This window comes from Lactiplantibacillus herbarum, assembly GCF_001039045.1.
GTDB classification, from domain to species: Bacteria; Bacillota; Bacilli; order Lactobacillales; family Lactobacillaceae; genus Lactiplantibacillus; species Lactiplantibacillus herbarum.
Genome location: NZ_LFEE01000024.1, coordinates 1 through 14,342, shown reverse-complemented (window position 1 = coordinate 14,342; position 14,342 = coordinate 1). Strand labels below are relative to the sequence as shown.

General features: G+C 39.8%; 15 protein-coding genes, 8 tRNA genes and 1 pseudogene. 6 read left to right on the top strand and 18 right to left on the bottom strand.

Annotated elements, in window-relative coordinates; all coding sequences use genetic code 11:
* The first annotated feature begins 160 nt into the window (after positions 1-160).
* From ACG95_RS14895 to ACG95_RS09120, 4 genes are all read left to right on the top strand, one after another.
* Positions 161-292, top strand: coding sequence for a hypothetical protein (locus ACG95_RS14895; RefSeq protein WP_152668319.1), 132 nt, complete (start codon positions 161-163; stop codon positions 290-292).
* A gap of 324 nt (positions 293-616) precedes the next feature.
* On the top strand, positions 617-3,271 hold the full coding sequence (locus tag ACG95_RS09130; RefSeq protein WP_048000221.1) for a MucBP domain-containing protein: 2,655 nt from the start codon (positions 617-619) through the stop codon (positions 3,269-3,271).
* A gap of 101 nt (positions 3,272-3,372) precedes the next feature.
* The gene (locus ACG95_RS09125) at positions 3,373-5,328 is read left to right on the top strand and encodes a coiled-coil domain-containing protein (RefSeq protein WP_048000220.1); all 1,956 of its coding nucleotides are present in this window, start codon (positions 3,373-3,375) and stop codon (positions 5,326-5,328) included.
* A gap of 53 nt (positions 5,329-5,381) precedes the next feature.
* A complete protein-coding gene (locus tag ACG95_RS09120; RefSeq protein WP_048000219.1) occupies positions 5,382-5,873 on the top strand; it encodes a MarR family winged helix-turn-helix transcriptional regulator in 492 nt (163 codons plus the stop codon).
* A gap of 46 nt (positions 5,874-5,919) precedes the next feature.
* Here the strand turns inward: ACG95_RS09120 and ACG95_RS09115 are convergent, their stop codons facing one another.
* From ACG95_RS09115 to ACG95_RS09105, 3 genes are all read right to left on the bottom strand, one after another.
* Positions 5,920-6,195 carry a hypothetical protein gene (locus ACG95_RS09115; protein ID WP_237756482.1) on the bottom strand — a complete coding sequence of 92 codons (276 nt, stop codon included), beginning with the start codon at positions 6,193-6,195 and terminating at the stop codon, positions 5,920-5,922.
* Positions 6,196-6,215: 20 nt separating this feature from the next.
* Positions 6,216-6,449, bottom strand: a complete 234-nt coding sequence (locus ACG95_RS09110; RefSeq protein ID WP_048000217.1) for a hypothetical protein — start codon at positions 6,447-6,449, stop codon at positions 6,216-6,218.
* A gap of 329 nt (positions 6,450-6,778) precedes the next feature.
* Positions 6,779-6,850 (bottom strand) — tRNA-Gln (locus ACG95_RS09105).
* Between the two features lie 145 nt (positions 6,851-6,995).
* On the opposite strand from ACG95_RS09105, the gene ACG95_RS09100 reads away from it, so the two are divergent.
* Positions 6,996-7,202: a hypothetical protein gene (locus ACG95_RS09100; protein WP_048000216.1), complete on the top strand. Its 207-nt coding sequence runs from the start codon at positions 6,996-6,998 to the stop codon at positions 7,200-7,202.
* Between the two features lie 48 nt (positions 7,203-7,250).
* A tRNA-Glu gene (locus tag ACG95_RS09095) sits at positions 7,251-7,323 on the top strand.
* Positions 7,324-7,551: 228 nt separating this feature from the next.
* Here the strand turns inward: ACG95_RS09095 and ACG95_RS09090 are convergent.
* The 15 genes and pseudogenes from ACG95_RS09090 to ACG95_RS09045 all read right to left on the bottom strand — a co-directional run bounded on the left by ACG95_RS09090 (position 7,552) and on the right by ACG95_RS09045 (position 14,178).
* Positions 7,552-8,673 carry a tyrosine-type recombinase/integrase gene (locus ACG95_RS09090; protein WP_021732651.1) on the bottom strand — a complete coding sequence of 374 codons (1,122 nt, stop codon included), beginning with the start codon at positions 8,671-8,673 and terminating at the stop codon, positions 7,552-7,554.
* A 289-nt stretch (positions 8,674-8,962) separates the two neighbouring features.
* Positions 8,963-10,057, bottom strand: a complete 1,095-nt coding sequence (locus ACG95_RS09085; protein WP_021732650.1) for a hypothetical protein — start codon at positions 10,055-10,057, stop codon at positions 8,963-8,965.
* A gap of 66 nt (positions 10,058-10,123) precedes the next feature.
* Positions 10,124-10,194: transfer RNA gene (locus ACG95_RS09080), tRNA-Gly, on the bottom strand.
* Between the two features lie 57 nt (positions 10,195-10,251).
* Complete coding sequence (locus ACG95_RS14610) at positions 10,252-10,428, bottom strand: hypothetical protein (RefSeq protein WP_003642778.1); 177 nt, start codon at positions 10,426-10,428, stop codon at positions 10,252-10,254.
* Between the two features lie 23 nt (positions 10,429-10,451).
* A tRNA-OTHER gene (locus ACG95_RS14415) sits at positions 10,452-10,538 on the bottom strand.
* Positions 10,539-10,585: 47 nt separating this feature from the next.
* Positions 10,586-10,677, bottom strand: a tRNA-OTHER gene (locus tag ACG95_RS14410).
* A gap of 25 nt (positions 10,678-10,702) precedes the next feature.
* On the bottom strand, positions 10,703-10,984 hold the full coding sequence (locus tag ACG95_RS09075) for a hypothetical protein (RefSeq protein WP_003642779.1): 282 nt from the start codon (positions 10,982-10,984) through the stop codon (positions 10,703-10,705).
* Positions 10,985-11,090: 106 nt separating this feature from the next.
* Positions 11,091-11,176 (bottom strand) — tRNA-OTHER (locus ACG95_RS09070).
* Between the two features lie 29 nt (positions 11,177-11,205).
* Positions 11,206-11,925 carry a hypothetical protein gene (locus ACG95_RS09065; RefSeq protein ID WP_021732649.1) on the bottom strand — a complete coding sequence of 240 codons (720 nt, stop codon included), beginning with the start codon at positions 11,923-11,925 and terminating at the stop codon, positions 11,206-11,208.
* A 98-nt stretch (positions 11,926-12,023) separates the two neighbouring features.
* Positions 12,024-12,116: transfer RNA gene (locus ACG95_RS14405), tRNA-OTHER, on the bottom strand.
* A 177-nt stretch (positions 12,117-12,293) separates the two neighbouring features.
* Positions 12,294-12,379: transfer RNA gene (locus ACG95_RS09060), tRNA-OTHER, on the bottom strand.
* 33 nt (positions 12,380-12,412) lie between these two features.
* Positions 12,413-12,511: pseudogene (locus ACG95_RS14770) on the bottom strand (DUF3862 domain-containing protein); the annotation flags it as partial.
* A gap of 19 nt (positions 12,512-12,530) precedes the next feature.
* Positions 12,531-12,899 (bottom strand): hypothetical protein, encoded by a 369-nt coding sequence (locus ACG95_RS09055; RefSeq protein ID WP_003642781.1) that lies wholly within the window; start codon positions 12,897-12,899, stop codon positions 12,531-12,533.
* Between the two features lie 79 nt (positions 12,900-12,978).
* On the bottom strand, positions 12,979-13,233 hold the full coding sequence (locus ACG95_RS09050) for a hypothetical protein (RefSeq protein WP_021732647.1): 255 nt from the start codon (positions 13,231-13,233) through the stop codon (positions 12,979-12,981).
* 9 nt (positions 13,234-13,242) lie between these two features.
* Entirely contained in the window at positions 13,243-14,178 is a 936-nt protein-coding gene (locus tag ACG95_RS09045; RefSeq protein ID WP_021732646.1) for a hypothetical protein, read from the bottom strand.
* Positions 14,179-14,342: the final 164 nt, after the last annotated feature.

Genomic DNA, 14,342 nt, shown 5'->3' with positions numbered 1-14,342 from the left:
ATATACTTCAAGCGTTTCAAACGATATCTTTGGTGGTTTCCACAGTTTCGTATTGAACTTGATCGCAGCTTTCAAGAAGTAAATTTATTTAAACCAATAAATCAATTAAGCAATTAATTTATTACTTGCTATTATATTAATAATGAGGGAGGATATTACTATGGGATTTTTCAGTGACTTACACGTATTACCAGGTACGCACACTTCATCACACACTAGTTCTGTTAGCAACCAACCATTTGGTACTTTATACCAATTCGTATTAAACGTTATTGCTGCAGTTAAAGCATAATTAATTAAACTTACAATTATAAAGGGGAATATCTCATGAGCTTTTTCAATGATTTCCATATTTTACCAGGAACACACACATCATCATACACTTCAAGTGTTTCAAACGACATTTTTGGTGGCTTACACAGCTTCATCTTAAACGTAATCGCAGCTATCAAAGGCTAAGCTTCGTTTAAAAAATAACTGAAATGCCAACAACGCCGTTATGGTGTAATAAACACGACACGATTAACGCGTGACTGAGATGATGGGCTGGCAAGCGATTTGTCACCCATCATTTTAGTTAGACGGGAAGATCGTGGTGTTTGGGAGGATATTCAAAATGTCAAAAGACAATCAAAAAGTAACTAGTGACTCAATTTATCGGGTAAAGATGTATAAAGATGGGAAACGTTGGGTTTACGCCGGAGCTACTACTTTAGCTTTAGCTGCAGGCCTTGTATTTGCTAATGTTAACGCATCAGCTGATACGACAACTACTAGTGATGCAACGACTACTGAGCAAGTAGCTGACACCACTACAGCAAACTCTTCAGCTGCGTCATCAGATGCCAGTTCTGCATCAACGACCAGTGCTGCTGCCGCTGCTAAGACTGCTGCAGTTGCTGCTTCTACTGCTGTAAGTTCAACGACTAGCACGACTAGCTCAGCTGCACAACAAAGTGCAACGACGCCAGCAAGTAGCACGACTACTACTCAAAGCACGCAAGCTGCAGCCCAAGCAACTGCTTTAGCTGCAACTAAGGCTGCTGCGGACACGACTTCAACTGCAAGTAGTGTTGCTCAAACTGCACCTACTGTAACGGCACCAACTTCAGATGCTAATGTTGCTGTAACTAGTGATGCATCAGTTGCTACTACGCCAGCATCAAGTGCTACTTCTTCAACTACTTCTACTGTTGTTAAAAGTGGTAGTGGTACGGTTGCTAATGCCGCTGGGAATACTGGCGAACAAATGGGCTCAGCAATTGATGGCACTAATTTTGCTACAAAGGCCGGATCTACTTATGATGTTACCATTACATTAACTAAGAATACTGACGTAAACTGGACTAATGCTAATGGTCAATTTTCAATTGACGGCACTGTGGCTTCTACTGTTGGCACATGGACGTTAAAATCATATACTGTTGGGAATACCCTTACTAATGGTGTGATCACTGGCGGTACGACTACTAATATAACTGCTGTCGGAATGCCTGGTATTGTTTATGCAGATAGTATTAAAGACAATACTTATGTTCAATTGAACTATGTCTTTACTGCTAATACTGCAACAACGGGTACGAGTGCCTCAAATAGTGGATTAACATTTGGTAGCATTCCAAATGCTGTTAATGATACTACAAAAGACAGCGGCTGGGGTTACACTACTACAGTTACTGAAAACACAACAACTACAACTCCAGCTGAAGATGCTGCAGATGTTAACGTAACGTACGAACTTGTTGTTGGTACGGATAGCAATAATAAGCCAATTATCAAGAATATTTCTGGCAAAGTTACCAAGAGTGGTAAAGTTGATGGCAATTATACAGTAACGCCTGCTGTCATTGATGGTTATGAATACGTTGGTTCTTCAGTTGATCTTACAGGTAAAGTTGCCGCTGATGGTACTAATATTATTTTATACTATGTTGAAAGCACTGGGTTAGTTGCTCACTATGAAACTTCTGACGGTACTGAGTTAGCTGATAAAAAAGTTATCAACCAAGGTGCAGATGGTACCTTTACTCAAGCGGGTGGTACTTACTTAATTACTAACCCAACTATTACAGGTTACAAGTATGTTGGTTACAAAGTTAATGATGGCTCGCTAGTAGCAGGTACTCCAAGTGCTCAAGTATTAAATGCTGGCGTAAATAATATTACATTCATTTACGAAGCAGATGAAACTCCAGTAGAACAATCAAAAGTTACTGTTAAGTATGTTGACGAAAACGGTAAAGAAATTGATGGGTATCCCGCAACTTCTAAAGACTACAACAACGGTGACACGTACACTATCACTAACCCAACTATTGCAGGTTACAAGTATGTTTCTTCTGATGCTGCCTTAACTGGTACGGTTGATGGTAACTTAACAATTACCTTAACTTACAAGAAGGATACAACTACTCCAGTTGACAACCAAGCTAACTTGACCATCAATTATGTTGATGAAAACAACAAAGTTATCAAGACTGCTAGTGTAACACCACAAAAGGTTGGCGATGCTTACACTGTTGGTACTCCTGAAATTGCTGGTTACACGTATGACCACTCAACTGGTGATGCTATTGCCGGAACGATCGGTTACAACGGTAACACGATTACGTTAGTATACAAAGCTAACGGTACGGTTACACCAACTGATCAAAAGAAGACCATCACGGTTAAGTATGTTGATGCTAACGGTAAAGTTATCAAGACTGCTACCACGACTGAATACAAAGTTGGCGACACTTATACTGTCACAGCTCCTTCAATCTCTGGTTACACTTACAAGTCTGCTGATGGTGCCTTGACTGGTACTGTTGCTGATGACGCAACCATTACGTTAACTTACGGTGTTGATAATGGCGGTACTACTACTGCACCTACAACCGCACCTACAACTGCCCCAACTACCGCACCTGGTACTGGCGACAATGGTAACAACGGCGGTGGAACTAGTACTACGGCTCCTGTTACGACACCAAGCACTGGTGATAACGGCAACACTGGTTCTACTACTAGTGCCCCAACCACTACTGCAACTGGCGATCAAGTAACTACTGACGCTACTACTAGCAATGGTACTAATGGCGTTGTGCCTGCAACGGCTGCAACTTCATTATCACCAGTTGTTACAACTAAGACGACTACCGATGCCAAGACTTTACCTCAAACTGGCGAAGACGAAAATGGAACTGCTTTAGCTGTTCTTGGTCTTTCAACCTTATTGATGGGTTCAGCTCTGTACTTTGGCGTTTCACGTCGCAAAAATGAAGCATAATAATTTAGAGTAACTTGATTATTTGCTGAACGGATAGAAAGGTCAGTGTCTGACCTTTCTACTCTTTGAGCAAACAATCAAGTTTATGGAGGAGTTGCATTATGAAGATGTTCAACAACAAGCGCAATGATAAGAATGAGGATTATACGAGTCATTCTGAGCGCGCAACGGCGACTTCAACCGTTGCGGCCCAGAAACCAGAAACAACAGCAACCCAGAGTAGTACCACACCTAACGTTCGTTCCGGTGCGGGTGCTCGTCCAACTAGCGACAGCTCAGTTAAGGGGCAGAACCGTGTCAGCCAGCGTCGTGCTAGCCAAAATTCGGCGAAGAATAGTGCGTCAATTCAAGAAGAAATGGCTAATCTTAACCAACAGTACCAAGTATTGCGTAGTGAATTAAAGGTTCAATTAGTTCAAGATCGTAAGAACGAAAAGCACCAATACGAAAGCTTAGTTGCTGAGCAGTTAAACTTAGAACAACAGTTAAAAGATGCTAAGGGGACTTTAAAACAACAGGACAAGACCGTTTCTGTTAATACTGAAGAACGCCAAGGTATGGTTACTAAGATTACTTCTGCTCAGAAACGTTATGATGATTCTAAGCAAGCTTTAGCTAAGGGCGATCAAACGATCAAGTCCTTAGAAAAGAAGATTACGGAATCTGAACAATCATTAGCTGACTTACGTCAAAATGAAGCAGACATGCGTAAAGCTATTCAAAGCGAACAAGATTTAAAGAAATTATTCGTTTTGATGAAGCAACAAGAAAAGCAAGCTCAAGACCTATATCAAAAGAGTGATGCAATCAATAGTGAACTCGTGAAACTCCAGAAGCGCGAACAGACTGAAACTCGCGAACGTTCACGTAAGGAACATGCCATCACCACTGCGGAAAAAGACTTACATACCGCGCAGGATGCTTTGGTTGCGTACGATCGCAAGACAAAGAATGCGCAGGATGAACAAGCCCGGGCACTGAACTTAATTAATCAGAAAATCAATCGTTTACAACATGACTATGATCAAAATGCAACTATCGTAACTGGCTTACAACAGAAGATCGAGGGTATCGATACGAAGTTAAAGTCGGATTACGGGACGACTCACTTGGTGTCACCAGTCGAATTTGACCAATCAGCTCAATACTTCTTATTCAGTAATGATTTAATTCAATCATTATCTGGTGAAGAAAAAGCTTCTATGGAAATGATCATGGGCTTATTGAACAACGAAGTTAAAGATTCAGCTAACGTCATCACGGTTAACTACAACGATAGCTTGCCAGACATCTGGAATAGCTACCAAGCAGAAGGCCTAGTTGACAAGCATACTGGTCTCTATAACATGTACTACACGATCCAATCAAAGGTACCTGGTGATGTTGCTAAGACGAAGCCAGAATTACCTGACAATCCAGCATGGCAATACAAACGTAATTCAGATCAACAAATCGTTTCGATTGCTGATGATGAAGGTACGATGATCATGTCCATGAAGTACCGGAAGAACGGTTTGATCTGGTACATGACTTACTACAACGGTGCAATTGCAACTCGTCGTGACGTGTATGATGCTGCTGGTTTCTTATCAGTAACGCAATACCTCGATCGGACGAACAATTCACAAGTAACGTTGGAAAACTTCTACCGTCCTGATCGTTCATTAGCAATGGTTAAGCAATATGGTAGTAACCACGAATTATCAATTCAATTAGTTAATAAGGAAGAAGCAATTACTAACGTCTTCCATTCTGAAGCGCAATTATTAAACTGGTGGTTATCAACTGTCTTGCAAAAACAAGCAAGCGTCTTAGTTATGGGTGTTAATTCACCACTCTACGATCAATGCTTGAAAGCAACCAGCGATACCTTCCACGTCTTACCAATCGTTTCTGCAAACGATTTGGAAGATCAACATGTTCAAGATATTATCAGTGGTAAGAGTAAGTTAACGAGCCTCGTTGTAACGGATCGTGATGTTCAGACTGCTATTGAAAAGCAGATGACACGTGATCTTGAAATCACAGTGATGCCAGCAGCACAAGATCGTGCCTAGTCACACGACTGTTGATTACTGCTTGACCGTGACGCATGAATGGGGTTTGAAAAATGATGAAGACTAATACCATGGGTAAAAAGGCCAAGTATGATGATGCAGAATTGTTCGAGAAAGTTTTAGTTGGCATGTCATGGCTCGAAAGTCATTTGCGCGAGATCATTCAAACAATGGTGACCGACACTGACATTTCATTTGAACAATTCCTAATTCTCTACTACCTTGACCATAGGACGGACCACCGGATTACGGTGAAAGAACTGGCAGCTGACCGCCATGTTTCTTCTTCAGCTATTTCAAGAAAGCTGACTTATCTCATTAATAATGATTTGATTGTGCTAAGTATTGATCCTTATGATCGTCGTTATCGTTACTTAACGTTAACGCCAAAAGGTGAGAAATTAGCACGGGTCGTTGAAAAGATTAATGAAGAACGACTTGGTAAGTTTTTAGATGAATTTGGTCGCATTCGGACGTCGGAATTAACCGATGAACTCCGAATGGTTAGCAAAGTTCTAGTAGATACTAAAGAAATTAAGGGTTAATCAAAAAGCGGTTCGACTGAGTAAATTCAGTCGAACCGCTTTTTGATTAGAAATTGATTGCTAATGAGTATAGAATGAAACCGCCAACGAGCATCGCCAGAATGGCTACAATGGCCCATACGATGTGATGAGTGACATTAGTAACGTGATACTCAAAGTGGCTTTTAGCTTGTGAATGCTCATGTTGAGCGTTAAATAATGAAGCATTGGTGTCCTTGATCCAATCAGCGCCACGTTGACCGTAATACGGGTTCGTGGTTTGATTGGTCGAGCGAAGCACCCGGCCATTAGGGTTGGTGAACGGTTGATATCGCCGCATCATAATCCTCTTTTCAACGGTTGTTAGCTTTTCCGGGCCTTGTAAGGGACGGCATAGTTTCTAGGTGCATCACTAGCTTTGGCGTATTTCCAGTGTCCCGACATCTTCTTTTCGAGGGGGGCGTCTTTCTGAATGCAGGTAAAACGAGAGCCCACTTCATTTTCAACAATAAAGATACGGTTAAACTCGTGCCGCGTCTGAACAATGTGACAATCATTGTGATCGATACCAAATACATCTTTGTATACCAACAATATTATCTCCTTTGTAATGACTTTAAAACAACCAACATATTTACAGGGCTATACAGATAGTCTACACTAACTATTATAAACCCGAATGAGGCCGCATAACCGGTTTTTGTTCAGAAAATTGAAAAAGGGCAGGCGACTGTGTGAAAGTCCAGTTATCTAGCTAGTTATGCGCAAGAGTTAACCACATGGTCATGAGAGCGCAGGGGTATTAACGCAATGGCTGAGGCAGTTGTTCATAATCGAGTGCTAGGGGAGTATTATTGAGGTAAGATGGGAGCATAAAAAAACAGCCTAGTATAATTACTAGACTGTTTTATCCGATTTGAAACTGATTGGGTATACTGGGCTCGAACCAGTAAATTACGGATTCAGAGTCCGTTGCCTTACCATTTGGCGAATACCCAATAACAACTATTTAATCTTAACTTTTAGCGCCTAGACTGTCAAGCTTTGACGGGGAATTTGTGCCTGTTTTTTGAATCTTTTTTACAAGCGCTTGTAAATTAAGATGATAGCGTTGAACATACTTGAAGGAGGAGGGGAGTAGCGGTGTCCAAAGAAGAATTAACCCGATTATTCAATCACTTGCGGCAACAATTAGTGGTGTGGGCGGTGACGGCAATTGGCTTGGCCGTGATGCGAACATTTCTGTTGACGACATTACTGACCTTTGTATTTTGGTGTAGTGTCATCTACTGTCTGATACTCTTTGTGGGCCTGGTGATAGTGACTATTTTCCGGTTACGGCAGTCATAATATATTTGACAACTTGCTAATCATTCGGTAAGATAATAAGTGAATTTGTGCCCGCTGGTCAAATTGGTTAAGACATCGCCCTCTCAAGGCGGGGTTACGGGTTCGATCCCCGTGCGGGTGATAAGGCGACAAATATAGAGAAACGACAAAGCACCAAAACGCTGATATAAAGGCGTTTTGGTGCTTTTGTTTTACACTCGAAAACCACTCAAACACGATATGTTCTTCCACGATTCTTCCAAAAACGAAAAAAGTAGCCAAAATATAGCAGTTTTTGGAAGAAAAATTAACAAATGATTTTGTAATCCCTTGCGGCACAAGGACTACAGCAATCATAAAATTATCATTTTTAAAATCCTTCGTCCATTAGCTCGGTAGCCTTCTTATCTGACACGCCGTTTTCTTCTTCAATAAGATGGACGTAGGTGTTAACGGTCGTTTCTAGTTTTTGATGTCGAAGGCGATGTTGAACATAGGGAAGGGACTCATGATTTAGGATAAGAATCGAAGCGTGTGTGTGCCTCATGGCGTGTGTTGTAACTTTGTTGATCTTTAGACGGTTACAAATACGTCCTAGCTCTTCGTTTGCATTCCCATTGCCCACTATTTTTCCTAGTTTGGACCAAAATACGAGGTTCTTAGGATTCTTCATTTCGTGTAATTCTAAATAATCTTTCTGCGCATTACGATAGCTCCTCATAAAACGACAGTAGGCGGGTCCTATGGTTATATCTCCATCGGCCTGTCCATTTCCCTTAGTTGGACGAAAAGTCTGTCTACGGGCGTCCCACTGCTGTTTAATGTGAACTATTCCATTATTCAAATCCAAATTATCCCACGTTAGACCAGCAGCCTCCTCGAACCTGGTTCCAGTTTCTAGTTGAAACAGCATCATCAGCATAGTCATGTGGTCATAGTCAGCTGTTTTAATGAGGTATTTACGTAGCTTCTGATAATCGGACAACGTCAAATACTTTTCCTCTACGGGCTTAGGAGGGCGTCCAGTGACGTGTGCCTTGTAAGCAAAGTCTCGTTTTAGAATGCCATCAGCTACGGCGTCCTTGATTGCAGTGTGTACTTGTTGATGAAGCTTGTGAGATGTGGCAATTCCATGACTGCGGCCAAATTCATTCAGAAACTTCTGGTAATCTGGACGTTTAATTGCGCTCATAGGTTGATCCTTAAAGTACGCGGAGATGTGACGCCAGTTGCCCATATACAGCTCGTGAGTATGACGCGATACGCCGTCAGTTTTGTAAATTCTGATCCAATCAAGAAAGTAGTGCTTTAGACTCTCGGTGCTACGTGATAAGTCAGCACCTTCCAGCAGAGCATTCTTAGTTTTAGTTTCCCACTCAACAGCGTCAGTTTTGCGCTTTTCTAAATGAGTAACCGACTTATAGTTACCGTCATCATCTTTATAAGAGACACGGGCTTGCCATTTACCATTATTAAGTTTGGTTACTGACATGTTTTATTCCTCCCAACTGGAAATAACAATAGGTTGGCATTTCCAAACGTATGTTCTTTTATGTGCCAAAATAAAAGCACTAAAGTAGTAAAGTGCTGTTTATTTTATATATGATATGTGTAATCATATGTAAGTGGAAGAAAGGAAGTGAAGGTTATGAAGAAGGTAGTAGCATATCTTATGTTAACGTCAATGGAGTCGACATTCATTGCATTAATACTGTGGCCGCTAATTCATAGCTATATTCCCTTTGCCATTTGGATATTTTCCATTCTTGTTATTCCGATATTTATTTCTCTGGTTCCTGATCATTCTCTGGCTTTTCCTTCAATTTTAGGTTTTCGTGTGAAATTACGGTTCCAACATCCTTGATCTGAGGTTTGATATTCTTCACTTCATCAGGAACATTTTTTGTTTCTTGTTTGAGACGTTTAAGTTCGGCCTTTTTTTGTATGTGCGAGATTCGGTAATCATCCCACCAATTCAGAATGCCTTTTTTCTTCCCCTCTTTCCCAATTACTAAAGAGATTAAAGTAACAATTCCACCAAAAGTAATTACTTGATTCCCTCCAAGACTAGCTACTGTGTGAATGATGTTTACAATTGCTTGTATGTTTTCCTGACCAGTTATAAATACTAAGGTGCCCGGACAATGAACGTCTGCTTGTAGTTCTACTTGGTGTAAATAATTAGACTGTTCGTCTTTTGCCATTTCGACAATACCTTGCCAATTTGCAAGAGTTAAATCGTCTTCTAATGTGGTGTAGACGGTTAAATGAATTTTTTTATGTTTTTGAAAAAGAGGAAATATTAAAGGATCAATGTATTCCGCGTAACTTGAAATATTAAAAATTGCTTGATGTGCAGACAAAATCCAATAAAGTTCGCCGGGGAGTGATGATCTGTGTATTGTTTTCATCCATGTAACGTTTCGCCGTTTTAGATTTTGATCGACTTTATATTGAATTCCATTGGGTCCGGAGTTTTCTTTTTTTGTTCTTAATTTTGATTTATCAGCATCAAATGGATCTCCTGTAATAACACCTATTGCAAAATAATCAGAACTTTTACCAGGTGTAAGAACAACATCTCCAATTTTCATGTTATTAATAAATTCAAAACATTGAGACGAGGCAATCGTCTGCCAATGTTTTGTTTGATGAGGATAAGAATCAATGTACATTTGATGGATATCTGGGTTTTTTAGACCATCTTTGGGGCTATCATCGGAGTGGATTGACTCGATAGTTACCTGATTATGTGCAATCGAAATGAAAGAATTTTCAATGTAGTCATCTAGATATTTTCCACCATCAGCACGAACTAACCAGTAACTTGTGTCATCTGGAATTGTTAAAATTTCAAAAGTGTCTTTATTATTCATACTTTAATCCCCACATTAGTATATACAATATTAATTTGATTTTTGTTAAAATAAATTTTTTTACTAAGCGAGTGACGGGAATCGGACCCGCGACTACAGCTTGGAAGGCTGTCGTTTTACCACTAAACTACACTCGCATAAGAGCCAACAATGGGTTTTGGTCGGCTCAACAGTTAATTAGAATGTACCTACAATTATTTTTGCTTAAGACGATCAACCATATCTCTTTCCATTCCTTGGATTATGCGGCCACATTCTTTCCTTGAGTAGCTATCTTTTGTAAGATAAACGAAAGCATACAGATTAATAAAAGAGGTTAAGTCATTAGTAATGTTATCTATGAGTTCATATTTCGACATATCTTTATCCATAATCTTACCTTCTTTCTTTTAAAAGTGGGTGGCAGGGATTGAACCTACATAACAATTTCAAACGAGAGAGAAGGGCTGAAATCGTTATTCTACCATTGAATTACGCCCACGTGATGTAGGTACTAAAGTAAGCGGTAGTATGGGTTATTTGTTACAATGCGAGCGGCAGGAGTCGAACCTACATCAATATAGGATGTGAGACCTATGAGAAGTGTGCAAATAATTGTTCTACCGTTGAACTACACTCGCGTGAAAGCCCAATATGGGGTTGCTGTTATACTTTTTTAATTGCGTCGCCGTAAACTATGATACTTTGTGCAGATAGCGATGCGTTACCACTGGGAGCTCGGGAAATACGATAGTTAGAGATTGCCGTACCGCCAAGTTTAATAGCTTCTGACCACAAATCTTTTTGGGCTTTTTCTATTGCTGATCTAATCTCGCCTTTACCTAATGTTCCTGCATTAGCAATTCCTGTGACAATTCCAATTGGAACATAGTCGTCTGGGGTTTGACCAGTAATGATGAATTCTGGTTTTCGTTTCAACAATCCCATTTTGTCCACCTCTTAGTTGTAGTAATAATAATTTATTCCTCAGTAATGAGAAATAAATTATAAGTAATCCCGACCCTTAGCTTTTCATGACATCCTGACTGGTCAATGCGAGTGGCAGGAGTCGAACCTGCATCTGTTAGTATCTAGTTAGCAATTCAAAGGAGCACCGTTCTACCGTTGAACTACGCTCGCGTGAAAGCCCCGATGAGGGCTTGGACCTGTTATGGTCTTGCGTATTGATTGCCCCGTGGTGCTGGCTTGGCACCAGAATTATCAGCAGCACTCTGGGTCATATATTGGTAATTACCTGGATTTTTAACGCTGGTGTAGTACTTATTGGAGTCTGATACAAAAACCATACCAGAAGCAGCAGTAGTCCAACCACCATTTTGTGTATAGGAAGCATTGTCTGTTTTACTTGTTTCGCTCGCTTTTTTAGCTGATGACGAGCTAGCAACTAATGATTCTGAACTGGCTTTAGCTATTGAAGAGCTTTCTGCCTCAGACTGCTTTTTGCTTGATTCGGATTCAGAACTAGCCATACTCTCTGAATTCTCTTTGGATTCAGACTTGGAGGCAGCAATACTTTCAGATTCTTCTTTGCTACTTGATAGGGCGCTTTCAGATGACTCCTTCTCCTTAATAGAGTTAGCTTTACTGATACTAGCCTTTCTTTTCGATGCATCTTTTGCTGAACTTTTCTTTGCTTTGCTACTTGAGGCTGTATCTGACTGTGATGTACTCGATCTTGCTGTGCCAGAAGGGGCGGCCCAAACCGTTAATGCTAAGAATAGGATTGTTAGTCCTACTGAGATTAAGGTGTATTTTTTGTATGGACGATTAACACCTGTTTTTGTGAAATGATGAATTCCCCCACGAATTGAAAAGTAAGCTAACGCAATTAAAGATACAAGAAACATAAATGTAAAAAATATATCCAAAGTAATCCCTCCAAAATATGTTATTCCCCAATAACAATAATTCCCCGAATTATAAGTAGTCCCAACTCCTAGCTTTTAATGACATCCTGACTGGTCAATGTGAGTGGCAGGAGTTGAACCCGCATGGCAATAAGAAATAAAGGAAGGGTATCCCATAAGAAGTTGCCGTTCTGCCGTTGAACTACACCCACGTTTGTAATCAATTAGTGATGAAGCTTTTTATAGAGAAAATATGCAATTAATGCTGATATAATTGCCACAAATAATAGCTCAGTGCTCCACTTAATAGAGGACAGGCTTTTTAAAAAATAAGTTAAAGAATTGAACATTGGTGATTCTCCTGTGTTTGATTGAGTTAAGAATCTCTATGCGAGCGGCAGGGGTCGAACCTGCATCTGAAAGTATCTAGTTAGCAATTCAAAGGAGTACTGTTCTACCGTTGAACTACGCTCGCGTGAAAGCCCAATCAAGGGCCAGTTATAAATTGCTATTTCATACCAGATTGAGTTTTACCACTCAATGTTCCATTGGTGAAAGTAACGTTAAAGTTCGCACCTAATACGCCTTTGACACCTGAGGTATATCCTTCAAAATAGTGCATTGTGTTATTGTTGTGGTTGATTAAAGTTCTTTAGGGAAGCTAAATATAAAGAACCACCAATAATTGCGATAATTCCGCCAATCCAACCTAAGAATGGAATAAGTGCGATTGCGCCGCCGACAATTAGTAAAACACCTGGTGCAGTATTTACTCTTGAATCGCCTTTATAATAAATTAATGCAATGATGCCTAATGCTAAAATGGCAATTTTTAAAATGTTTAACAGAGCCACTGTACCTGATGTGCTTGTTGCTGATCCAGTTGCCGCATCGCTTAGGGCGCCACCAGCGACAAACCAGCCCCCAAATAATAAGATGATTCCGCCAACTAATCCCACGATTCCGTTGGTAAGCGCTAAATTCTTTGTCTTCATGCTGAAGTTCCTCCTCTTTTAACAGCTTTTAATGTCGATCAGCTTATTGGACATAGCTTTTTAGTATTCCCTAGCAATATTAATTCTTATCGTGATTTTTCTGTGTCTGTGCGAGAAGTTCCTTATACTTATTAATTTCTGAGTTAAAACGGTCTGGTATATCTTCATTTGGGTGTAACTTTTTCCAGATGAAAATTCCAATCATTGACCAAAGGCCTGCACGAATTAAATCCTTTAGTTTGAGATGTCCCATTGTCATGAATTTAACGAACTTATTTAAAATCCAGTACATAATAGCGATAATAATTATTAACCATGTGAGAATAATAGACATATCTTCCTCCTAGTTATAGTAATAATAATTTCTACGTTGTTTTTGTTTGATGGTCTGACCGACATACAGTTGTGTACCAGAGTCTCCAAGACCATCTTTATATACGTGAGTGATGCCGGTGCTACTATCATCTAATCTGTAAAGCATACCGTAATCGGTTTTCCACCCATAAGCCATTCCCTGTGAAGTTTCTATAGACGAATATGCAGAGCCAACGTATTTTTGTAAAGTTTCGACGTCTTTTTGCCCAAAAACCTTAGCAAATGATTTTAGGTCACCTTCGTTTACTCTTTTCTTGCTAGATTCCTTAGCTTCAGCCTTATCTTTTTTTATAGCAGCTTTATGAATTTTATCAGGAGATCCATCAAACAATTTATCATTTTCAAAATCTAAGTCATCAGATCCATACATAAGCGTACTTGAGCTCTCGTCTGTGGGCTTCCCCATAATGGAAATTACTTGTGACTTTGTCATGCCAAGCTTAATTTTATTAAAACTGTATACTTTTTTCTTTGTTTTTTTAGCGCTAGCTTTATTTTCGCTTGAAGCTTTTTTAGCTACAGTCTTCTTAGTGTCACTATTATTGTTGGAAGACTTCTTTTTGATGCTACTTGTTTTTTTTGAGGCAGCCTTCTTCGAATTACTTCTTTTGCTGCTTGATTTGTTCGAATGCCTTTTGTTAGAATTTTTATCGGCACTTTCAATCGTTGACGTACTGGTTTTTTTCGAGTGTGCTATCGTGTCCTTACTGCTTGCTGTGTTTTTAACTGGATTAGCTATCAATCCTACAACAACAAATAGAAAAGATGCAGCGAGAGCAATCAAGCCGTATTTAAAAGATTGTTTTGAGCTAGCTCCTTTAATAAGTTTGAAAATTCCCCGACATATAAAATATATAAATATCAACAATGAGATGAAGAACATTATCTCGGCAAAAGTTTCCATAATTCCTCCAAATTAATTTATACTAATCTCCGTCGAATGGTACCCCGTATTGATAGGACAGTTCTCTGTATGAATAGGGAATATGGCCATTCTCCTCAATAAACAACATTCCCATCAATCCAACTGAAAATTCATCAGAACGTGTTTGGATACTTTGACATTCG